This window comes from Chryseobacterium sp. CBSDS_008, from assembly GCF_049959325.1.
In the GTDB taxonomy this organism is placed as follows: domain Bacteria; phylum Bacteroidota; class Bacteroidia; order Flavobacteriales; family Weeksellaceae; genus Chryseobacterium.
On sequence record NZ_CP188202.1, the window covers coordinates 844,645 to 864,935 of the forward strand.

General features: G+C 37.8%; 24 protein-coding genes. 22 read left to right on the forward strand and 2 right to left on the reverse strand.

Features of this window, described 5'->3' with window-relative positions:
• Nucleotides 1-14 precede the first annotated feature (14 nt).
• Nucleotides 15-1,196: a pseudouridine synthase gene (locus ACP3T3_RS03650; protein WP_426478571.1), complete on the forward strand. Its 1,182-nt coding sequence runs from the start codon at nt 15-17 to the stop codon at nt 1,194-1,196.
• A 134-nt stretch (nt 1,197-1,330) separates the two neighbouring features.
• Here ACP3T3_RS03650 and pncA read toward each other — a convergent pair whose 3' ends face one another.
• Nucleotides 1,331-1,936 carry a bifunctional nicotinamidase/pyrazinamidase gene (pncA, locus tag ACP3T3_RS03655; RefSeq protein WP_426478572.1) on the reverse strand — a complete coding sequence of 202 codons (606 nt, stop codon included), beginning with the start codon at nt 1,934-1,936 and terminating at the stop codon, nt 1,331-1,333.
• 213 nt (nt 1,937-2,149) lie between these two features.
• On the opposite strand from pncA, the gene ACP3T3_RS03660 reads away from it, so the two are divergent.
• The 5 genes from ACP3T3_RS03660 to ACP3T3_RS03680 all read left to right on the forward strand — a co-directional run bounded on the left by ACP3T3_RS03660 (nt 2,150) and on the right by ACP3T3_RS03680 (nt 5,472).
• Nucleotides 2,150-3,292, forward strand: a complete 1,143-nt coding sequence (locus tag ACP3T3_RS03660; protein ID WP_426478573.1) for a DEAD/DEAH box helicase — start codon at nt 2,150-2,152, stop codon at nt 3,290-3,292.
• Between the two features lie 218 nt (nt 3,293-3,510).
• A complete protein-coding gene (locus tag ACP3T3_RS03665) occupies nt 3,511-4,047 on the forward strand; it encodes a YfiT family bacillithiol transferase (protein ID WP_426478574.1) in 537 nt (178 codons plus the stop codon).
• 89 nt (nt 4,048-4,136) lie between these two features.
• Nucleotides 4,137-4,502, forward strand: a complete 366-nt coding sequence (locus ACP3T3_RS03670) for a DUF1569 domain-containing protein (RefSeq protein ID WP_426478575.1) — start codon at nt 4,137-4,139, stop codon at nt 4,500-4,502.
• Nucleotides 4,499-4,879: a bacillithiol system redox-active protein YtxJ gene (gene ytxJ, locus ACP3T3_RS03675; protein WP_426478576.1), complete on the forward strand. Its 381-nt coding sequence runs from the start codon at nt 4,499-4,501 to the stop codon at nt 4,877-4,879. The genes ACP3T3_RS03670 and ytxJ overlap by 4 nt, the downstream gene beginning before the upstream one ends.
• Complete coding sequence (locus ACP3T3_RS03680; RefSeq protein ID WP_089691886.1) at nt 4,876-5,472, forward strand: Crp/Fnr family transcriptional regulator; 597 nt, start codon at nt 4,876-4,878, stop codon at nt 5,470-5,472. Before ytxJ ends, ACP3T3_RS03680 begins: the two co-directional genes overlap by 4 nt.
• Before the next feature lie 147 nt (nt 5,473-5,619).
• Here the strand turns inward: ACP3T3_RS03680 and ACP3T3_RS03685 are convergent, their stop codons facing one another.
• Complete coding sequence (locus ACP3T3_RS03685) at nt 5,620-7,041, reverse strand: PLP-dependent aminotransferase family protein (RefSeq protein WP_426478577.1); 1,422 nt, start codon at nt 7,039-7,041, stop codon at nt 5,620-5,622.
• A gap of 97 nt (nt 7,042-7,138) precedes the next feature.
• On the opposite strand from ACP3T3_RS03685, the gene ACP3T3_RS03690 reads away from it, so the two are divergent.
• From ACP3T3_RS03690 to ACP3T3_RS03765, 16 genes are all read left to right on the forward strand, one after another.
• The gene (locus ACP3T3_RS03690; protein WP_426478578.1) at nt 7,139-8,023 is read left to right on the forward strand and encodes a DMT family transporter; all 885 of its coding nucleotides are present in this window, start codon (nt 7,139-7,141) and stop codon (nt 8,021-8,023) included.
• A 135-nt stretch (nt 8,024-8,158) separates the two neighbouring features.
• Complete coding sequence (locus tag ACP3T3_RS03695) at nt 8,159-8,593, forward strand: transposase (protein ID WP_426476642.1); 435 nt, start codon at nt 8,159-8,161, stop codon at nt 8,591-8,593.
• Nucleotides 8,594-8,616: 23 nt separating this feature from the next.
• Nucleotides 8,617-9,459, forward strand: a complete 843-nt coding sequence (locus ACP3T3_RS03700) for an IS3 family transposase (RefSeq protein WP_426478579.1) — start codon at nt 8,617-8,619, stop codon at nt 9,457-9,459.
• Between the two features lie 297 nt (nt 9,460-9,756).
• Entirely contained in the window at nt 9,757-10,353 is a 597-nt protein-coding gene (locus ACP3T3_RS03705; protein WP_426478580.1) for a Crp/Fnr family transcriptional regulator, read from the forward strand.
• 49 nt (nt 10,354-10,402) lie between these two features.
• A complete protein-coding gene (locus tag ACP3T3_RS03710; protein WP_426478581.1) occupies nt 10,403-11,017 on the forward strand; it encodes a Crp/Fnr family transcriptional regulator in 615 nt (204 codons plus the stop codon).
• Nucleotides 11,018-11,236: 219 nt separating this feature from the next.
• The gene (locus tag ACP3T3_RS03715; protein WP_426478582.1) at nt 11,237-11,488 is read left to right on the forward strand and encodes a hypothetical protein; all 252 of its coding nucleotides are present in this window, start codon (nt 11,237-11,239) and stop codon (nt 11,486-11,488) included.
• Nucleotides 11,489-11,665: 177 nt separating this feature from the next.
• Complete coding sequence (locus tag ACP3T3_RS03720) at nt 11,666-12,253, forward strand: ferritin-like domain-containing protein (RefSeq protein ID WP_426478583.1); 588 nt, start codon at nt 11,666-11,668, stop codon at nt 12,251-12,253.
• A gap of 63 nt (nt 12,254-12,316) precedes the next feature.
• Nucleotides 12,317-12,619 carry a hypothetical protein gene (locus ACP3T3_RS03725; RefSeq protein WP_426478584.1) on the forward strand — a complete coding sequence of 101 codons (303 nt, stop codon included), beginning with the start codon at nt 12,317-12,319 and terminating at the stop codon, nt 12,617-12,619.
• 14 nt (nt 12,620-12,633) lie between these two features.
• Nucleotides 12,634-13,014 (forward strand): hypothetical protein, encoded by a 381-nt coding sequence (locus tag ACP3T3_RS03730; RefSeq protein ID WP_426478585.1) that lies wholly within the window; start codon nt 12,634-12,636, stop codon nt 13,012-13,014.
• A 59-nt stretch (nt 13,015-13,073) separates the two neighbouring features.
• Nucleotides 13,074-15,212, forward strand: coding sequence for a catalase (locus tag ACP3T3_RS03735; RefSeq protein ID WP_426478586.1), 2,139 nt, complete (start codon nt 13,074-13,076; stop codon nt 15,210-15,212).
• Nucleotides 15,213-15,261: 49 nt separating this feature from the next.
• Nucleotides 15,262-16,440, forward strand: coding sequence for a zinc-dependent alcohol dehydrogenase (locus tag ACP3T3_RS03740; RefSeq protein WP_426478587.1), 1,179 nt, complete (start codon nt 15,262-15,264; stop codon nt 16,438-16,440).
• A gap of 35 nt (nt 16,441-16,475) precedes the next feature.
• Nucleotides 16,476-16,976 carry a CinA family protein gene (locus tag ACP3T3_RS03745; protein WP_426478588.1) on the forward strand — a complete coding sequence of 167 codons (501 nt, stop codon included), beginning with the start codon at nt 16,476-16,478 and terminating at the stop codon, nt 16,974-16,976.
• 5 nt (nt 16,977-16,981) lie between these two features.
• Nucleotides 16,982-17,779, forward strand: a complete 798-nt coding sequence (locus ACP3T3_RS03750) for an SDR family NAD(P)-dependent oxidoreductase (RefSeq protein ID WP_426478589.1) — start codon at nt 16,982-16,984, stop codon at nt 17,777-17,779.
• Between the two features lie 8 nt (nt 17,780-17,787).
• On the forward strand, nt 17,788-18,537 hold the full coding sequence (locus ACP3T3_RS03755; RefSeq protein WP_426478590.1) for an SDR family oxidoreductase: 750 nt from the start codon (nt 17,788-17,790) through the stop codon (nt 18,535-18,537).
• A gap of 30 nt (nt 18,538-18,567) precedes the next feature.
• The gene (locus ACP3T3_RS03760) at nt 18,568-18,732 is read left to right on the forward strand and encodes a hypothetical protein (protein ID WP_426478591.1); all 165 of its coding nucleotides are present in this window, start codon (nt 18,568-18,570) and stop codon (nt 18,730-18,732) included.
• A 24-nt stretch (nt 18,733-18,756) separates the two neighbouring features.
• Nucleotides 18,757-20,286 (forward strand): FAD-dependent oxidoreductase, encoded by a 1,530-nt coding sequence (locus ACP3T3_RS03765; protein ID WP_426478592.1) that lies wholly within the window; start codon nt 18,757-18,759, stop codon nt 20,284-20,286.
• Nucleotides 20,287-20,291: the final 5 nt, after the last annotated feature.

Here is a 20,291-nt window from a genome sequence, read left to right on the forward strand (position 1 = left end):
CAGAAATTTTTAGAATGAGCAGAGATAATAATAATTCAGACAGACCAAAGAGACCAAGAATTTCAACCAAGAAAAGTTCTGATGATTCTCGTGCTTCCAGATCTGGAAATTCTTCAGGATCAAAACCTTTTAAAAAGCCTTTCTCTAAAGATGGAGGAAAAAAAGGCCCGGAACATAGAGGATCCAACTCAAGATTTGAAAAGAAACCTTTCAAAAGTAATACCGACAGTTTCGAAAATTCCAATGACGATCTTGGTTCAAAATCTGAAAAAAAACCTTATATCACGAACAAAAGTGAGAGCTATGAGAAGAAATCTTTCGGAAAACCTAAGAGAGGCGGAAAAAGTTTCGATACAAGGGATAAGTATGAAAGAGGCAGTCTGAAATACGGAAGAAGACCTTCTAACGGTGAGGAAAGAAATGATGACAGAGCTAAGTCTTTTGTACAGAAAAGAAGGCTGAATAAAATTGAAAAAGACGTTGTTAAAGACAGCATCCGACTTAACAAGTATATCGCGAATTCCGGGATCTGCAGCAGAAGAGAAGCTGATGACCTTATTACTCAGGGATTGGTGGAAGTAAACGGAAAGGTGGTAACTGAAATGGGATACCAGGTGCAGAAAACAGACAGAGTAGTTTTTGATGGACAGAATATTACGCCTGAAAAGCCTGTATATGTACTTCTGAACAAGCCAAAAGGTTATATTTCTACAACAAAAGATGATAAAGCAAGAAAAACTGTAATGGATCTGGTAGCTAATGCTTCGCCTTACAGACTTTTCCCGGTTGGAAGACTTGACCGTTCTACAACAGGTGTTATTTTATTGACCAATGATGGGCATATGACAAAAAAATTAACGCATCCATCTTTTGATGCTAAAAAGATTTATCATGTAACATTGGATAAAAAACTTACCGGTGAAGATTTACGTCTTATTGCAGAAGGAATCCGTCTTGATGAAGGAGTAGCAGTTGTTGATCAGATTTCATACATTGAAGGAAAGCCGAAGAATGAAATTGGAATCGAGATCCACATCGGATGGAACCGTGTTATCAGAAGAATTTTCCAAAGATTAGGATACGAAGTAGAGTCTTTAGACAGGGTAATGTTTGCAGGATTAACGAAGAAGAATATCAAGAGAGGACACTGGAGAATCCTTACAGAGCTGGAAGTAAACAACCTTAAAATGCTTTAAAAGAATGAGGTAACTCATAATTCTTTTAAAAGTAATGCAAGAGTAAAGAATAAAAAGCGCAGAATTTTCTGCGCTTTTTTATTTTATCTGCCTGTGAATTTTGATATTCTAAACAGGACAATCATAATTCATTATTATCCTAGTACCGTTACCCCTTTTTCAATCATTTCATAGATTGCATCTCTGGCGTTATCAGGCTTTACGTTTACCGCACGTGTTCCGTTGAAATGAAGACAAGTTACATATCCGTTGGCAACAGCATCTAACGCAGTGAATTTAACACAATAATCTAATGCCAGTCCCACGATTTCTACCAATTGGATATCATGATATTTCAGGAAATCATCCAAACCGGTTTTCATAAAGTGGTTATTGTCCTGGAAACCGCTATAGCTGTCAATTTCAATATTTTTCCCTTTCTGTACAATGTGTGTTACTTTGTCTCTGTTCAGATCTTTGTGGAATTCCGCACCGAAGGTTCCCTGGACACAGTGATCAGGCCACATAAATTGTGGAACACCATTTAAAATAATGCTTTCTCCTACCTTTCTTCCATTGCTGCTTGCAAAGCTTTTATGTCCTGCCGGATGCCAGTCTTGTGTAAGGACAACCTGGTCATATGCATTTTCCTCCATCAAAAGATTGATGTAAGGAATAACTTCACCGGATCCGGGAACGGCAAGTGCTCCGCCTTCACAAAAATCATTCTGCACGTCGACTATTATTAACGCTTTTTTCATATTTTGATTTCTCGAATTTTTGATAAATTTACAAAACTAATCTTCAAAAATTTGTCCAAAACTGAATTATCGGACAAATCGGCAATGTAAATTTTTAATACTCAAAGAATGAAGAGGTTAAAATTTAAAATAATTAATCTTTGTCAGCTGAGTATGAGATTTGAAGCATAAACCAAATATCAATAGCTTATCTTTGCAGGAAATAAGTATTTTATGTCATTTGAGTCTTTAGGATTATCACACAATATTATTCGTTCTGTTAACAAATTGGGGTATTTAAAACCGTTTCCGATACAGGAACAGGCGGTTCCCATAATTTTGCAGGGGAAGGATCTGATGGGAATTGCACAGACGGGTTCCGGAAAAACGGCTTGTTTTGTAATGCCGATTTTAGAAAAATTACAGCATGCAGAAATTAAAAAAGGACGTCATATTCAGGTTTTAATATTAGTTCCTACCCGTGAATTAGCAATTCAGATTGATGAAGTTTTCAAAGCTTTCACAGAAAATCTGAAAAGGGAGATCCGTACAATGGCCGTATATGGTGGCGTTTCCATCAATCCGCAGATGAAAGGAATGTTTGGCGTGGAAGTTCTGATCGCAACTCCGGGACGTTTGCTGGACTTAATAGATCATAATGCATTGAGTATTTCAGGAATTCAGCATCTGGTAATCGATGAAGCCGACAAAATGTTTCAGTTAGGGTTTGGTGAGGAAATGAATAAACTTTTCGCGCTGATGCCTGTAGTGAAACAGACAACTTTGTTTTCAGCAACCCTGAATGATAAAGTTGCTGAAATGAAAGAACGCCTGTCTATCAACCCAACCATTATAGAAATTAAAAAAGAAGAGGTTGAAATTGATAATATCGAGCAGCTTGCCTATCATGTTGCTCCGGAAAATAAAGGACCTTTTTTACGATATCTGATTAAAGAAAAGAAAGTTGAAAAAGCGCTGGTTTTTGTCTCATCCACAAGATCTGCGGATAATCTGGTAGAGAAGCTTAAAAAGAATAAAATTAAAGCAGTGGCCGTTCACAGCCAGAAATCACAGGGAGCCAGAAGAAATAACCTGGAAGAGTTCAAAGTAAACGGAGCGCAGATTTTGGTGGCGACAGACTTAATTGGCCGTGGAATTCATATCGAATCCCTGCCCTGTGTGATCAATTATGAATTACCGCGCTCACCTTCGGATTATATTCACCGTATCGGAAGAACAGGACGTGCCAATGAAAAGGGAACAGCAATCAGTATTCTGACAGATGATGAATTGCAGCATTTCAGAGTGATTCAAAAGAAAATGGGCAGAAAAGTAACACTGCAACGGACAGAAGGTATTGATTTACATGGGTACTAATACCTGATTTTACATACACAAGGCTTCAGTTTTTATAATTGAAGCCTTAATTATTAGCCAAGAAGTGCATTTTTATAAAGTATTATCTGTATAATTAATGCTTTATTCACTTCATATTCTTGAAATTTTGATAAATTTACATCCGTGATATTTGAAAGTTGTCCAAAAAATAAAAATCGGGCAAATCGGTACATATTTTTAAAATTAAAACCTGAGCAATGAGTGATTTAGAGAAAAAAAAGTTTCCAATAGGACCGTTTGAAGTTCCTGAAAATATATGTGATATTACATTGGATACTTATATCAAAGTAATCAAAGATTTTCCCGGCCGGCTAAAAAACCTCATTGAACATTTTACAGACGACCAGCTGGATACTCCTTACAGAGAAGGCGGATGGACAGTAAGACAGGTTGTGAACCATCTTTCAGACAGCCATATGAATAGTTTTATCCGTTTTAAACTGGCTCTTACGGAAGACAATCCTACTATAAAGCCTTATGATGAAGCGAAATGGGCCGAGCTTCAGGACAGTTTTCATATGCCTGTAAAACCTGCTATGAGAATGTTAAAAGGAACACATCAAAGATGGGTTACACTTCTTCAAAGCCTTACCAATAAACAGTTTGAAAGAACCTTCCATCATCCTGAGCACAATAAAAATTATAATCTGAGAGAAAGCCTTGCTTTATACGCCTGGCATTGTAATCACCATTATGCTCATATCGAAAATCTGAAGATAGAAAAAGGTTGGTAAGAAAAAGTCTTAATAATCCTATATATTATAAGGAAATTGTCAGCAGGATTTCCATGTTATCTGAAAATTCCCCTGCAAAATGGGGGAAAATGAACGTATGCCAGATGCTAAGGCATTGTGATCTGGTGCTTCAGGTGGCTTTGAGAAAAGTGGAACTTCCCTGTATCAATATTTTATTTAAGGCAATAGGGTCTGCTACTAAAATAGAAATGTATGTTTTCAATAATGGAATTCCCAGAAACATGCCTACTTTTCAAAAACTAATCGTTAATTTTGAGTGTGATTTCGATGCATCAAAAACCAATCTGCTGAAAACGCTGGAAAAATTCCGGGAAGTTTGTGAAAAAGGCCAACTTCCGGATCATCACAGATTATTTGGTAAAATGACTGAAAAAGACTGGACATTTTTAGAATACAAACATCTTGATCACCATCTAAAACAATTTAATGTATGAGTTTTTTTGATAAAATATTCGGAGGAAAAAATGAAACCCCTGATCGAAAATCGTTCTGGAAAAAGATAGAGTCTGAAGAAGATCTTGCCAAAGCAATAGAAGATTCATTTCAGAATAGAATAGCAATATTTAAACATTCTACAAGCTGTTTCATCAGCAGGACTGTTCTGAAAAATTTTGAAAAAGAAGTTGAAAATTCAGATCAGCCGGTTCATGTATATTATCTGGATCTGCTGGCTCACAGACCTGTTTCCAATAAAATAGCAGCAGATTTTGAAATCAGACATGAAAGTCCGCAGCTGATTGTAATAGAGAACGGAAAACCTGTAAACAATGCTTCCCACCAGGATATCTCTTTAAGTCAGATCGTATCATGAAGAATATAAATAATTATCTAGCCAAAGTGTTAAATGTTCCGCTTCAGAATGTGAACACATGCAGCCTGCACTATGAAGTAAAGAAAATACCTAAAAACCAGTTTCTTCTTCAGTATGGTGAAATCTGCCGACATATTTTCTTTGTAGAAAAAGGATTGATAAAGATGTATTCTATTGATAAAAACGGAAAAGAACATATTATACAGTTTGCCCCTGAAAGCTGGCTGATTTCTGACCGAAGCAGTCTTTATTTCAATGAAAAATCTATCTACTATATAGAAGCTGTGGAAGATTCAGAGGTTCTGTTTTTACACCCTGATTTCTTTAATAAACTGGTAGAGCAATTTCCGAACAGTATTGAAAGAAGTGATTTCCTTCTTCAGAAACACATCAGAAGCCTTCAGAACAGAATCAATTCTTTGCTGGGAGAGACCGCAGAAGAAAGATACATGAAATTCATTAAAATGTATCCGGATTTGCTGCTGAGAGTACCACAATGGATGATTGCATCGTACCTGGGAATTACTCCTGAGAGTCTGAGCCGGGTAAGAAAAGAACTCGCAAGAAAAAATTTCGTTCCGGATAATAAATAAGAATGGCTGGAAGATGAATAGGAAGCTTGAAGTTCTGGTAACACAAAAGAACTGGTTAATATTTAAACATCCTAATAAAATTAATAAGAATTGACATAAGCTATTCTTAAAACTATAATGACTTCCATCTTCCAGCCTCCATCTTCTCTACTTTAAATAAATCTTTCTGGCAAGCTGCCCAACCTGTCTAAGCTTTGTTTGTGTATCTTCCGACCATGGAAGCCCTATGCACAGCCTCATACAGTTTTCAAACTGCTCCTGAAAGGTAAACATTCTTCCGGGGGCAATGCTTATATTTTGCTTGATGGCCAGATCGTATAATTCTGTGGTTTTTATTTTTTTATCAAATTCTACCCATAAAGACAATCCGCCCTGCGGACGGCTGGTTTTCGTCCCTTCCGGAAAAGAATCTGCAATGGTCTGAACATAATTCTGATAATTGAACTGCAGCGTTCTGCGGAGCTGCTGAAGGTGTTTTTCGTATTTTCCGGATTTCAGGAAGTTCGCAACAGCCTCATTTACAATAGAAATAGAAGAGGTAGAATGAAGGAGTTTAAGCTTCATAATCTTGTCTTTATATTTCCCGGGAGCAATCCAGCCTACACGATAGCCGGGTGCTAAAGTTTTAGATATAGAACTGCAGTACAGCACACTTCCGTCTTTATCAAAAGATTTGCAGCATTTCGGACGGCTGGATCCGAAATAAAGATCTCCATACACATCATCTTCTATGAGCGGAATGTTGTTTTCAGAGAGTATTTTTACAATTTCTTTTTTATTTTCGTCAGGCATACAGCTTCCCAAAGGTGAATTGAAGTTGGGAATGAGCAGACAGATATCTATTTTGGGAATTACTTTTTTTAACGCTTCAATTTCTATTCCGGTAGTAGGATGGGTGGGAAGCTCAAGAACTTTTAACCCTAATCCGTTTGCGAGCTGTAGAATTCCGGGATAACAAGGACTTTCAATAGCAATAGTATCTCCGGGTTTTCCTAAAGCCATCAGACAGAAAGAAAGGGCATTCATACCACCATTGGTAGTGATCAGATCATTTTCACTCAGATTTCCTCCCCACTGTAAAGAACGTATGGCAATCATTCTTCTTAGCTTCAGATTTCCCTGAAGTTCTTCATAATCTGTTCCGCCATCTTTGAGCTCCCGGGTAGCATTTACAATTTCTTTTTTAAGTTTGGCCTGTGGTAAAAGATCTCCTGACGGAATACCAATAGAGAAAAAGGTAAGATTCTTTTTACCCATATTTTCATATATCTTACTGATCAGTTCATCCGGTTCATCATTATTGGCGATCAGTGACGGGCGGCTTACTTCCGGTAAAGGAAGTTTTACAGAGAGAAGCTGGCTTACAAAATAACCGGACTGTGGCTTGGATTCAACCAAAGACTGGGATTCCAGCTCCAGAAAAACCCGCTTGGCGGTATTCATACTCACCTGATGCTCCTGGCATAGCATTCTTACCGAAGGAAGCTTATCTCCGGCCTTTAAAATACCATTTCTGATCTGTCCGGCAATACCGTCTGCAATTTCTGTATATAAAAATTCTTTGCTCATATTTCAAACTGTGCTCATGCAAATATACAAAACTGATACTGTGTTTATCTAATTATCCTTTCTAATTTTGAACCATTAATTAAAAAGCTTGAATAAAATGATGACAAAAGAAATATCAAAAGATGAAAATATAAGCGGATGGATCAATGGTTTTATAGGAGTAGTCCTATTTAGCGGTGGGTTACCCGCTACCAAATTAGCGGTGATGGAGATGAGTCCAACTTTTGTAACAATAGTTCGTGCAGCAGTTGCAGGAGTGTTGGCTCTTATTGTATTATGGATGGGTAAAGAAAAACGCCCTGTCAAAAAAGATCTGATTCCTTTGCTTTTGGTTTCCCTTGGCTGTGTAGTAGGATTTCCTCTTCTTTCTGCATTAGCTCTTCAATATCTTACTTCGGCTCATTCTATTGTATTTCTGGGAATGCTGCCTTTGGCAACGGCTGTGTTTGGGGTTTTACGAGGTGGAGAAAGGCCGCATCCTGTATTTTGGTTTTTTTCAGTGGTAGGAAGTCTCTTAGTGATTGGATATGCCGTTTCGCAAGGAATATCCGCTTCGCCAATCGGAGATATTCTCATGCTGCTTGCTGTTATTTTATGTGGCATGGGCTATGCTGAAGGGGCCAAACTATCTAAAACCTTAGGCGGCTGGCAGGTGATTTCCTGGGCGCTGGTCCTGGCATTGCCTGTTATGATTCCTTTATTTTTTATTTATTTTCCTGATGATATTGGAAATGTCAGCGTTCACGGATGGTTTGGAATGGCTTATATTTCTCTTTTCAGTATGTTCATTGGTTTTATATTCTGGTATAAAGGATTGGCGCAGGGTGGTATTGCTACTGTAGGCCAACTGCAGCTGCTTCAGCCTTTCTTTGGGCTGGCATTGGCCGCCTGGCTTCTTCATGAGCAGGTGAGCATAGGAATGGTTGGGGTAACAATAGGAGTAATCCTATGTGTGGCCGGAACTAAAAAATTTGCGAAATAATTTTAAAAAGAATGGTAGCCACAAGAAATAACCGTGCTGTTTATCCATAAAAACCCCGTTTCCTGATGAGAAATGGGGTTTTTTATGTTTCAATTGTCCCGTCCTGAAATAGCGATACACAAAAAAACAATCGTTATGGAAGAAAACTTAGAAACGCGCTATGTCAAGCGTACCCAGAAAGATTACAGTTTGAATTTGAAACTTCAAATTGTAAGAGAAATAGAAACGGGAAAATCAGGAATTACAGACAGTCGGAAAAAATATGGTATACAAGCACGCTCAACAATTGTTAGTTGGTTGAGAAAATATGGTACCTTTGATTGGGAATACCAAACACCATTTACCATGAAAAAGACTCCTGAACAGCGTATCATGGAATTAGAGGCAGAAGTTAAAGTGCTTGAAAAACAGAAAGCATTTTTAGAGAAACAGGCTTACATTGCTGATAAAAAAGCTATATTTTTTGATATGATGATAAATCTTGCTGAGAAAGAATATGATATTGATATCAGAAAAAACTCATCACCCGAACAATCACCAACTTCCGCAGTGAAGAAAAAGAAACCATAGTTTTTACCTGCGAATTGTTCGGGTTGGATAGACAAGTCTATTACAGAAGTATCCGAGGATATAAACGCTCACAAAGCAAAGCATTAAAAGTAATAACCCTCGTAGAAGATATCCGCATAAAAATGCCAAAATTAGGAGGTCGAAAGCTATATTTTATTTTGAGGGAACCTTTAAGATCTCTGAAAATAGGAAGGGATAAGTTCTTTGATATTTTGAGAGCTAATCATTTATTGATCACATCAAAGAGAAGCTATCATATCACAACCAATTCTCATCATAGATTCAGAAAACATAAAAATCTGATTTTGGAGTACTGTATCAACAAACCCAACCAGGTGTGGGTAGCAGATATTACCTATATTGGAAACAGGAAAAAACCGAGTTACTTAAGTCTGATAACTGATGCTTATTCTAAGAAAATTGTAGGTCACTATGTTGCAGATAATCTCAATACGGAAAGTAGCCTGATGGCATTGAAAAAGGCATTAAAGAACAATAAAACTGATAAAGAATCATTGATTCATCACTCTGACAGGGGATTGCAATATTGCTCAAATGAGTATCAGAAAATATTGATAAAGCATAAGATAAAATGCAGTATGACACAGAACTCTGATCCTTATGAAAATGCTATTGCAGAGAGAGTAAATGGTATTTTAAAACAGGAATTCGATATTGATAAATATGATATTGAGACTTCAATGAGAAGAAAAATTGTGGAGCAATCCATTAGCATCTATAATGAGTTCAGACCACATTTTTCAAATCATTATTTAACACCAAATCAAATGCATGAACAGTCCAAATTAAAAATGAAAACTTATAAAACAAAAAACCAAAGCAAAAATAAATTTACTCTGGTTTAATTATTTATTTTTATCCTTTAATTTGTATCATTATTTCAGGACTAGTCAAATAATCAGCATTACAATATAAAATATGAGTTTTAATTTCCTGATATATTAAAAATAAAATGAATTAATTAATAAGTTTTGGTGAATAAAAATAAAAGCGGTTAAAATTAATAATTATTTTAACGTTTTTTAACTTTTTTACCATTTATTAAGGTTCGGTTTTTGCATACAGATTACAATCAGTTCCCAATGATATTTTTACTAAGACTAAGAGAATAGGAAGAAGAAAACAATTTCAAAACAACTATTATGGTTATCGACGAAAATATTTTGATTTCAGCGGGAGCAGAAACGAAACATTACACCCCTTCAGAAACTATATTCTACGAAGGGGATTCTCCCAATTATTATTACCAGATTATTAAAGGGGAAGTAAAACTTAACAATTACAATGAGGAAGGGAAAGAATTTATTCAAAATATCCTGTCTGCCGGTGAGAGCTGTGGAGAGTCTGTTCTTTTTATAGATAAGCCTTATCCTGTAAATGCAGAAACCATTACTGAATGTAGTGTATTAAGGCTGCATAAATCTCATTTTTTCAATTTGCTGAATAAGTCTCCGGAATTATACATGGAGGTGAGCAGCTTTCTTTCGCAGCGTCTTTACTATAAGTTTATTATGATGCAAAATCTTTCCTCTCAAAATCCGTCTACAAGGCTCAGAGGACTGATGGATTATCTTAAGAGCTTTCAAAAAGATGCCCGGCCATATTCATTTTTAGTTCCCTTAACCAGACAGCAGATGGCAAGTCTTACAGGCCTTTGTGTGGAAACCGCTATAAGAACGATTAAGCACATGGAAAGAGATAAAATTGTAAAAATTGAAAATCGCAAAATCTTATATTAAAATTTTAAATATATTATTGTAATTTTCTATATTTAAAATTTTAGAAGCTATGAAAGCGATAAGCTGTATGAACATTGATGAAAGTATTCTATACTCATTTGGTGCAGAAAACACAGAATATAAAAAACGAGAAACTATTTTTAACGAGGGAGACTCTGCACTTTATTACTTTCAGATCAGTGAAGGAAAAGTAAAGCTTAATAATTATAATGAGGATGGGAAAGAATTTATTCATAATATTTTAGGCAAAAAGCAGAGTTTTGGGGAAGCCATGATTTTTCTTAACCAGCATTATCCGATCAATTCAATATGCCTTGAAGAATCCAGCATTATAAAACTTCCTAAAAATAATTTTCTGGAAATGGTCAGTCAGTATCCTGAGCTTTCTCTGGAAATGAATGCCTGTTTTTCACAGGAGATTTATTATAAATTAAAAATGACGCAAGCTTTGGCTTCTCAAAACCCTATGCAAAGATTGCTGGGCTTATTGGATTATCTTAAAAGCTATCACCATAATGAGTGCCAGCAATGCTTCCACATCGAGTTTACAAGGCAGCAGATTGCCGATCTTACAGGTTTGCGTGTGGAAACTGTGATCAGAACATTAAAAAAGATGGAAAAAGAAGGAAGTATTACATTAAAAGACCGGAAAATTTTGTATTAATATGCATTAACATGATCCAAGTCATAAAAAAGTGAGTTATTCTGACGTATATTTGAGATATAATTATTCATATAATTCCTGAGATCATAGCTTAGTAATAGGAACATAAAAAAGCATTTGCTTTTATTTCATTTTAATTACCGACACCCAACTGTTGCCGTCTAATATTAGCCACGGACTGCAATATACATGACCAAATATTAATAATAAAATTGAATTATGAACACCAGAAATTCACGAAGCCGCAATTCAAAAAGTCAGACATATTCACGGGTAAAGCTTGAAAAAGTTTACCGGCTAGGCTATGATCATGGTTATAACCACGATCAGGAGATGATGATTTTTCAGCATATCATTCAGATGAAGATGAAGCATATCAGGGCGGTGGATGGTCTTCAAATTCAATATCAACAAATAACAATACTTCCGGCTCAGATTCAGGCAGCTCAGGAAAAAGTTTTGCTGCAATGAGCAAAGCAGACTGCACACGAGCTGCAAAATTGAGCGGGCAGGTATTCCACGGAGACGATCGGTCCTCAGGACGTTACGGATTCGGGGGCAGACACAGTTCATAATTCTTTTTCCAGGATTGCCTCTTTAGCTATCTATAAGGGGTAATCTTTTTAAAAACCAAATACCAATCACACCATGCCAAATAAAATTTTAGAGAATAACAGTCCGGTATCTGCAACCAAAAGAGGAACAGCAGATAGAACAAAGATCAAGGAGGATGAAATGAAAAATGCGCCTCTTCATACATTCTTTGTAAGTGCCCTTAAAGATATCTATTATGCGGAAAGTGCTATTCTGGAAGCATTGGAAAAAATGCAGGAAGCAGCTACTGCCGAAGAGCTGAAGGATGCTTTTGAGGATCATCATCTTCAGACGCAAAAACATGTTAAGCGTCTGGAAAAAGTTTTTCAGCTTATTGATGAAAAGCCTGAAAAAAAAGAATGCAAGGCCATCAAAGGGATCATTGAAGAAGGTGAAGAAGTTATCAGATCCACAGAAGATGGCTCCGCAACACGGGATGCAGCACTGATTATTGCGGCCCAGAAAGTAGAACATTACGAAATTGCCACCTATGGCGGACTGGCTCAACTGGCTATTACTATGGGCCACGACAAGGCTGCCGATCTTCTTGAAAGAACACTTCAGGAAGAAGAAGATACCGATTGGCACCTTACAGAAATTGCTGAAACATCCATCAATTTTGATGCAGAACAAGAAGACTAAACAATACCATAAGCCATATAGTATAATCTCTGCATAGCTTATTTTAACATTGAATCAAAATATATGGACTGTCAGAAAATAATAAAAACGCTGATACACAAAGATTTTATAAAAATAACCCATTCAGGGAAGTGTTTTGAAGACGGAGCAGCAGTCTATGCCAAAGAAATCAGGGAAAACCTCTTTCTTTTATTCATTATCCTGAAAGATATTGATATTGACAATATTCAGGCATTAATTGCTCACTTCGACTGCTTCAGTAATATCGGATTAAAAGAACCGGAACAGATCATGTTTTACCTTTCTATTAAAGATAAAAATGATCTTCACTATTTTGAGCAATATTTAAATGCTTCTCATAACTAATACCATTTTGGAATATGATATTTGAAAACGAAACTTTACAACATTCCGGACTGAATGATAAAAATAATGCCATAGAGAATGAGTCTTTATTTCCGCCGATTATCAATTCTTATGGAGTGACTGCTTTTCTGATCAAGTCTTTGGAAAAGATTAAAAATAATACAAAATGTGATGTTCTCAAGCATACAATTAATACTTATATAGAAGAATACCTTCTCCATATCCACGAATTTCATACAAAAAATACGATAGGAAATGATGATATGGATGCTGAAATAAGATTTGAATCCCCTTCCTTCACGTTATATGCTAAAACAGCTTACTATAAGGTTCTGAAGGAAGAAGAATACATCAACAGATTTCTTGAAATCCTGGAGAAAGGTAAAGCAGGTTAATTTTAAACTCTCCCTTTATTGAACTGCTTTTTAAGATAGACCAACCACAAAAAAAGATTATGAATATGAAAACCAACGAACAGAATAAGAAAGCAGAACAGCTGAACTTACACAGTACATCCAACGAAAATGAAAAGCTTACCACCAATCAGGGCCTGAAAATCAATAACAATCAGGATTCTTTAAAAGCCGGAGAACGCGGTCCTTCATTACTGGAAGATTTTATCTTGAGAGAAAAAATCACTCATTTCGATCATGAAAGAATTCCGGAAAGGGTAGTGCATGCAAGAGGTTCCGGGGCGCATGGAGTTTTTAAACTTACCAAAAGTCTTGCACAGTATACCAAAGCAAAATTTTTAACAGAATTGGGAAAGGAAACTCCGGTTTTTGTGAGATTCTCAACAGTTGCAGGAAGTAAAGGAAGTACAGATCTGGCAAGAGATGTCAGAGGTTTTGCCATTAAATTTTATACTGACGAAGGAAATTATGATCTGGTAGCGAATAATATGCCTGTATTTTTTATTCAGGATGCCATGAAATTTCCGGACCTTGTACATGCCGTAAAACCTGAACCGGACAATGAAATTCCGCAGGCGGCTTCCGCACATGATACCTTCTGGGATTTTATTTCCCTCATGCCGGAAAGTATGCACATGATCATGTGGCTGATGAGTGACAGGGCTATTCCCAGAAGTCTGAGAATGATGGAGGGCTTTGGCGTACACTCTTTCAAATTCATCAACGAAGAAGGAAAGGTACATTTCGTGAAATTCCATTTTAAACCGAAACTGGGAGTACATTCAGTTGCCTGGAACGAAGCGCAGATGATTTCAGGAGTAGATTCTGATTTTCATAAAAGAGACCTTTGGGAAGCCATTGAAAACGGGGATTACCCGGAATGGGATTTTGGGGTACAGCTGATTCCTGAGGAAGATGAACATAAATTTGATTTTGATCTTCTTGATCCTACCAAACTTGTTCCTGAAGAAGAAGTACCTGTAGAAATTGTAGGAACATTAACCCTTAACAAAAATCCTGATAATTTCTTTGCCGAAACTGAACAGGTAGCTTTTCACCCGGGACATATCATTCCCGGAATTGATTTTACCAACGACCCGCTGCTGCAGGGAAGATTATTTTCATATACTGATACTCAGCTGTCAAGGCTTGGATCTCCCAATTTCCATGAAATACCAATCAACAGGTCTCTCAATACCGTTCATAACAACCAGAGGGATGGTCATATGAGACAGCAGATCGTCAAAGGAAAAAGCAGTTATGAACCCAATTCCATAGGCGGAGGATGCCCTTTTCAGGCGATGATGTCAGAAGGCGGATTTACCTCCCAGGAAGAAAGGGTTTCCGGAGCTAAAATCAGGGAGAGAAGCAAAAGCTTTGTAGACCATTATTCCCAGGCCAAACTCTTTTATAACAGCCAGTCAGCCCCGGAAAAAACTCACCTTCAGAATGCATTGATTTTTGAACTGTCAAAAGTAACTATTCCGGAGATCAGAGAGAGAATGGTAGGACAACTGGCTTATGTAGATGTGCTTCTGGCCCAGGGAGTTGCAGAAAAATTAGGCGCTAAAGTTAAAAAACTGGAATGGCCTAATCAGAGCTTACCGGCAGACAGCAATATTGTAGAACTTCAGAGTGAAGAAAGAGAACCTAACACCAAGATGTCTGCAGCCTTAAGCATGAAAGATACCGTTAAAGACACCATTAAAAGCAGAAAAATAGGATTTATTCTGGCCAGCGGTGCTGATGGCGGCGCTGTCAATGATATTAAAACAAAGATTGAAGCAGAGGGTGGCAGAGTGGAATTAATTGCCCCAAGTGTTGCACCTGTACGAATGAATGATGGTTCTGAGCTGATCCCTAAACATTCTCTTACAAGTACTGCAAGTGTATGCTTTGATGCGCTTGTTATCTGTCCGGGAGCAGATTCTGTAAAAGAACTGATGATTCCTGAACATATAAAACATGTTCTGCATTTTATCAATGAAGCATATAAACATTGTAAGGCAATTTACTTCGGAACAGATACACAGGCTCTTTATCAGAATTCCAATGTATCAGCAAAACAGCATGATGATCCGGGAATTGTTACATGGGAAGATGCAGCGCCGGTGGATAAATTTATCCAGGCAATTGCTCAACACAGAGTCTGGGATCTTGAAAAGGAGAGAAACTCGTAATCATAAAACACCCTTCACACCAACACCAATCACTTTAAATATTTACATTATGAAAGCGGCCGTTTTTCATTCACCAGGCAATATTACCTGTGACACCGTAGAAGATCCCAGAATTCTGGATGAAAATGATATTATTCTGAGAGTGACCTCCACAGCTATTTGTGGCAGTGATCTCCACATGTATTCAGGAGGAATTCCGCAGGCCCGGCCCATGGTAATGGGACACGAATTTATGGGTATAGTAGAAGAGACCGGGAAAAATATCAGTCACCTGAAAGTAGGCGACAGGGTAGTAGTGCCTTTTCCCATTGCTTGTGGAAGCTGTTTCTTCTGCCAGCATGATCTTCCCACCGCATGTGAGCATAGTAACCCTGATTATTATGGCCCGGAAGGAGGTATTTTTAAAGAAAAAGGCGGAGCCCTGTTCGGGTATACCGACCTGTATGGGGGATATGACGGTGGCCAGGCCCAGTATGTAAGAGTTCCATATGCGAATTTTGGTCCCAGAAAAGTTCCGGAAAACCTTAGCGATGATCAGGTTTTATTTCTTACTGATATTTTCCCCACAGGCTATACCGGAGTGATGTGGGGAGAGCTTAAAGGAGGAGAAACCGTTGCTGTTTTTGGAGCAGGCCCCGTAGGCACAATGGCCACAAAAAGTGCCGTTCTTCATAACGCAAAGAAAGTTATTGTAATTGATACTCTTCAATACAGATTAGACAGAATCAAAATGCTTACCGGATGCGAAACCATTCTGTGGAAAGATGCTGAAAGTACTATAGAGCAAATCAGGGATATGACAGACGGGCGGGGTGCAGATCTTTGTATTGAGGCCGTAGGTTTTGAACCGGAAAGAAGTTTTATAGACCGTGCAAAGGCTGTTTTAAACTTTGAAAAAGGCTCTATCAAAGTTCTGGAAGCATGCATGAGTGCGGTACGAAGAGGTGGCATTGTTTCTGTTCTGGGAGTTTATCCCGTTAATTATGATAATTTCAGACTTGGACAAATTTTTGACAAGGGAATTACACTTAAAGCAGGACAGTGCAATGTTCATCCTATTATAGACAAGCTTATGGATTATGTCGTGACCGGAAAAGTCACTCTTGATGATGTTATTACCCACCGTTTATCTCTTGATGAAGTAAGCAAAGGATACGAAATTTTTGATAAAAAAGAAGACGGATGTGTAAAGGTCGTTCTTGACCCCTGGAGGCTAACAGGCTTTTAATATAAATTATCAACCAATCACTCAAATTTAACGATATGGAATTTCAACAAAATCTTCTTGAATATATAAGCCAGTCTCTGGTCACCACGGATGAAACCATTTCAATCGCGGAAAGTGTTACCTCAGGATGCTTACAGCTGGCTTTCTCACAGATGCCGAATGCTTCCCTGTTCTATAAGGGAGGAATGACAGCCTATACATTACCGGAAAAAGTAAGGTTATTAAAAGTCAACAGACGGGAAGCTGAAGAATGTGACTGCGTTTCTGAAAATATTGCAGAAACAATGGCCTTGAACGTTGCAAAAATGTATGAATCTGACTGGTCTATTGCCACTACCGGCTATTGTACACCGACCCGGAATTCAGGCTATAAAATTTTTGCTTATTTCGCTTTCTCCTACAAAGGTGAGATTATTCTGACTAAAAAGCTGGAACTGCACCCTAAAACGCAGGCCCTGAATGCTCAGCTATATTACACGGAATTTATTTTAGGATGCTTTAAGAGCGAACTTAACAGGCTTTTAATCTTAAAATAAACAATATGGAACGCAAGAATCAATATGCACTGATTACAGGAGCTACCAGCGGTATAGGATACGAACTGACGAAACAGTTTGCCATGAACGGATACGATCTCGTTATTGTAGCCAGAGATCAGGAAGCACTGAAAAAAAAGGCCGATGAATTAAAACAATACGGCGTGAATGTGATCACGATTTCCAAAAACTTATTCTTGCAGGAAGAAGCTTATTCCCTTTATTCAGAATTAAAATTGAATGGAATAAGTCCTGCAGTATTAGTCAATGATGCCGGACAGGGAGTGTATGGAAAGTTTGAAGATACGGATATTCACAGGGAAATAGACATTGTTCAGTTAAATATTATTTCAGTCATTATCCTGACTAAGCTTTTTTTAAAGGACCGCCTTTCCCAGGGATCAGGAAAAATTTTAAATGTGGCTTCTGTAGCCAGTAAAGTTCCGGGTCCGTGGAATTCTGTATATCATGGTACCAAAGCATTCGTCTTATCATGGTCTGAAGCCATTCGTGAAGAATTAAAAGATTCAGGAATTACCGTGACCACACTTCTGCCAGGACCTACCGACACAGATTTCTTCAATAAAGCAGATATGAACAGGAGCAAAATACTTGAGGACAGAGACACTCTTGCATCTCCCGAAGAAGTTGCTGCTGACGGCTATAATGCTTTGATGAACGGTGATGATAAAGTAGTATCGGGTCTGAAAAATAAGCTTTCTGTAGCAATGGCCAATATGTCAACCGATAGTATGGCTGCGCACAGAATGGCAGAAATGCAAAAGCCGGTCACAGAAAAATAAAATATTCTATGATAGGAAAATTAGAAAACAAATCTGTTTTGATTACCGGTGCAGACAGTGGAATAGGTAAAGCAGTAGCGCTTCTTTTTGCCCTGGAAGGAGCCGATATTGCTATTATTTATCACTCCAGCGACAATGATGCCGGAAAAACAAAAGCCGAAATTGAAAATCTGAACAAAAAATGCATCATTTTTAAAGGCGATATTAATGATTATGAATTTTGTGAAGAAACAGTGAAAAAAGTTATTTCGGCATTCGGAAAAATTGATATTCTCATCAACAATGCAGGCATTCAGTTTCCTGCAGAAAGCATTGAAAATCTTGAAGAGAAGAATATCAGACAGACTTTTGATTCCAATATTGTAGGAATGATCCTGTTAACGAAAGTGGTATTTCCTTATCTGAAAGAAGGAAGCTGTGTCATCAATACAACATCGGTTTCTGCGTATCAGGGACATCCTGAGCTGCTTGATTATTCAGCAACAAAAGGAGCTATTGTTTCTTTTACCCGTTCACTGGCATTACAGGCAAAACCTAAAGGAATCCGCATCAATGCTGTTGCTCCGGGACCTGTTGCTACACCACTTACTGAAGAAACATTTGATGAAAAAGAAGAAGACCCCAACAAGCCTCCTCTGGAGAGAAATGCAACCCCGGAAGAAGTAGCTTCCAGCTTTTTATTTCTCGCCAGTCAGGATTCGGCACAGATTACAGGGCAGGTACTTCATCCCAATGGAGGATTGATTGTAAACGGCTAAAAAAATATTAAACCATCAACATTTTGTAATATGAAAACAACAGTATTTATTTTAGGAGTTCTGGGCTTATTTACTTTTACATCCTGCAGATGTAATATTGATGAAGATGAGGACAGGAATAGGGATCAGAAGAACAAGGCCGCGGCAGCTGGTAAAGCAGGAATGCCCGAAAGTGATACACTGAGTATCAGATAAGTTTAACAATAAAATATTTTCGTTATGTACAGAGATGGTGCAAGAAAAAGTATATGGCAGGAAGAAATCAGAAAATTTTCTACAGAAACGGATCTCAACACATTATTTGATGTTGCCATAGTAGGAGGTGGTATTACCGGAGTTTCAACAGCCCTGAAGCTTCAGGAATCAGGTAAAAACTGCATTATCCTTGAGGCTGCCAATATCGGATTTGGAACTACAGGCGGAACTACCGCTCATTTGAATGATTTCTTTGATACACCCTTTACCCAGCTTATCCGGGATTTTGGTCTGGAAAATGCCAAACTCTATGCCGGATCCGGCGCTGACGCTATCAGAATCATTGAAGATAACATAGAACAGTACAACATTAACTGTGATTTTACAAGAAAATCAGCTTACCTTTTTGCCCTGGACGAAAAACAGGAAGAACAGTTGAAAAATATTGTAGAAGGTGCCGCAAATGTAGGTCATGAAATGAGCTATATAAATGAAATTCCTTTTCCGATACCCTTTAAAGAAGCGGTACTTATTCCCGGACAGGGGCATTTTCACCCGATAAAATATATCAAAGGACTTTGCGAGGCTTTCATTAAGCAGGGGGGAGCCATACAGGAAAACTGTCTTTGTGAAGCCCATGATGAACAGGAGGATTATGTTATTTTAAAAACCTCAAAAGGAGAAATAAAGGCCAGACACATCGTATATGCAACCCATATTCCGCCGGGGGTTAATCTCCTTCACTTCACAAATGCACCTTACAGAAGCTATGCCATGGCATTTACCTTAAAAAATGATAAATATCCGTGGGAACTTGGTTACGATCTTTGTGAGCCTTATCATTATTACCGTATTCAGAATATCGAGGGTGAAAATTTATTGATTGCAGGTGGCGAAGATCACAAAACAGGGCATGCCGACGATACCGGAGAATGTTTTTCAAGGCTTGAAAATTATGTGAGAAAATACTTTGAAGTGGAAACAGTATATTACAGCTGGTCCAGCCAATACTATGAACCGGTGGACGGGCTTCCGTACATTGGAAAACTTCCCGGGGCTAAAGACAGAATTTTTACAGCTACAGGCTTCAGAGGAAACGGAATGATATTCGGGACGCTTTCATCACAGATTCTCCGTGACCTTATTGTTACAGGAAAAAGTAAGTATGGAGATTTATTTAATCCCTCAAGAATAAAACCTGTAGCCGGATTTTCAGATTTTGTGAAAGAAACCGCAACAGTAGCATTTGATTTTATAAAGGATAAAATTTTTAAGGATAAAATCGAATCCTTTTCAGAAATTCGTGAAGGCGAAGCAAAAGTAATCCGTTACGAATCAGAATCTTATGCGCTTTACAAAGAAAACGACGGAACGTTACACCTTCTCAGAAGCACATGTCCTCATGCCGGTTGTGAGGTTCGCTGGAATAGTGGAGAACTGAGCTGGGACTGTCCATGTCATGGCTCAAGATTCAATGTCAACGGAAAAATTCTTACCGGACCCACTACAAAGAACCTGCAGAAAATATTTCCTTATCAAAAACATGAATCTTAAACATT

Coding starts and splice junctions, on each gene's coding strand:
- ACP3T3_RS03705 (WP_426478580.1), top strand. CDS start 9,757: ATGGTTATCGACGAAAATATTTTGATTTCAGCGGGAGCAGAAACGAAA.
- ACP3T3_RS03765 (WP_426478592.1), top strand. CDS start 18,757: ATGTACAGAGATGGTGCAAGAAAAAGTATATGGCAGGAAGAAATCAGA.
- ACP3T3_RS03650 (WP_426478571.1), top strand. CDS start 15: ATGAGCAGAGATAATAATAATTCAGACAGACCAAAGAGACCAAGAATT.
- ACP3T3_RS03695 (WP_426476642.1), top strand. CDS start 8,159: ATGGAAGAAAACTTAGAAACGCGCTATGTCAAGCGTACCCAGAAAGAT.
- ACP3T3_RS03660 (WP_426478573.1), top strand. CDS start 2,150: ATGTCATTTGAGTCTTTAGGATTATCACACAATATTATTCGTTCTGTT.
- ACP3T3_RS03755 (WP_426478590.1), top strand. CDS start 17,788: ATGATAGGAAAATTAGAAAACAAATCTGTTTTGATTACCGGTGCAGAC.
- ACP3T3_RS03730 (WP_426478585.1), top strand. CDS start 12,634: ATGATATTTGAAAACGAAACTTTACAACATTCCGGACTGAATGATAAA.
- ACP3T3_RS03760 (WP_426478591.1), top strand. CDS start 18,568: ATGAAAACAACAGTATTTATTTTAGGAGTTCTGGGCTTATTTACTTTT.
- ytxJ (WP_426478576.1), top strand. CDS start 4,499: ATGAGTTTTTTTGATAAAATATTCGGAGGAAAAAATGAAACCCCTGAT.
- ACP3T3_RS03680 (WP_089691886.1), top strand. CDS start 4,876: ATGAAGAATATAAATAATTATCTAGCCAAAGTGTTAAATGTTCCGCTT.
- ACP3T3_RS03670 (WP_426478575.1), top strand. CDS start 4,137: ATGAACGTATGCCAGATGCTAAGGCATTGTGATCTGGTGCTTCAGGTG.
- ACP3T3_RS03710 (WP_426478581.1), top strand. CDS start 10,403: ATGAAAGCGATAAGCTGTATGAACATTGATGAAAGTATTCTATACTCA.
- ACP3T3_RS03720 (WP_426478583.1), top strand. CDS start 11,666: ATGCCAAATAAAATTTTAGAGAATAACAGTCCGGTATCTGCAACCAAA.
- ACP3T3_RS03715 (WP_426478582.1), top strand. CDS start 11,237: ATGAACACCAGAAATTCACGAAGCCGCAATTCAAAAAGTCAGACATAT.
- ACP3T3_RS03665 (WP_426478574.1), top strand. CDS start 3,511: ATGAGTGATTTAGAGAAAAAAAAGTTTCCAATAGGACCGTTTGAAGTT.
- ACP3T3_RS03690 (WP_426478578.1), top strand. CDS start 7,139: ATGATGACAAAAGAAATATCAAAAGATGAAAATATAAGCGGATGGATC.
- ACP3T3_RS03735 (WP_426478586.1), top strand. CDS start 13,074: ATGAATATGAAAACCAACGAACAGAATAAGAAAGCAGAACAGCTGAAC.
- ACP3T3_RS03725 (WP_426478584.1), top strand. CDS start 12,317: ATGGACTGTCAGAAAATAATAAAAACGCTGATACACAAAGATTTTATA.
- ACP3T3_RS03745 (WP_426478588.1), top strand. CDS start 16,476: ATGGAATTTCAACAAAATCTTCTTGAATATATAAGCCAGTCTCTGGTC.
- ACP3T3_RS03750 (WP_426478589.1), top strand. CDS start 16,982: ATGGAACGCAAGAATCAATATGCACTGATTACAGGAGCTACCAGCGGT.
- ACP3T3_RS03685 (WP_426478577.1), bottom strand. CDS start 7,041: ATGAGCAAAGAATTTTTATATACAGAAATTGCAGACGGTATTGCCGGA.
- pncA (WP_426478572.1), bottom strand. CDS start 1,936: ATGAAAAAAGCGTTAATAATAGTCGACGTGCAGAATGATTTTTGTGAA.
- ACP3T3_RS03740 (WP_426478587.1), top strand. CDS start 15,262: ATGAAAGCGGCCGTTTTTCATTCACCAGGCAATATTACCTGTGACACC.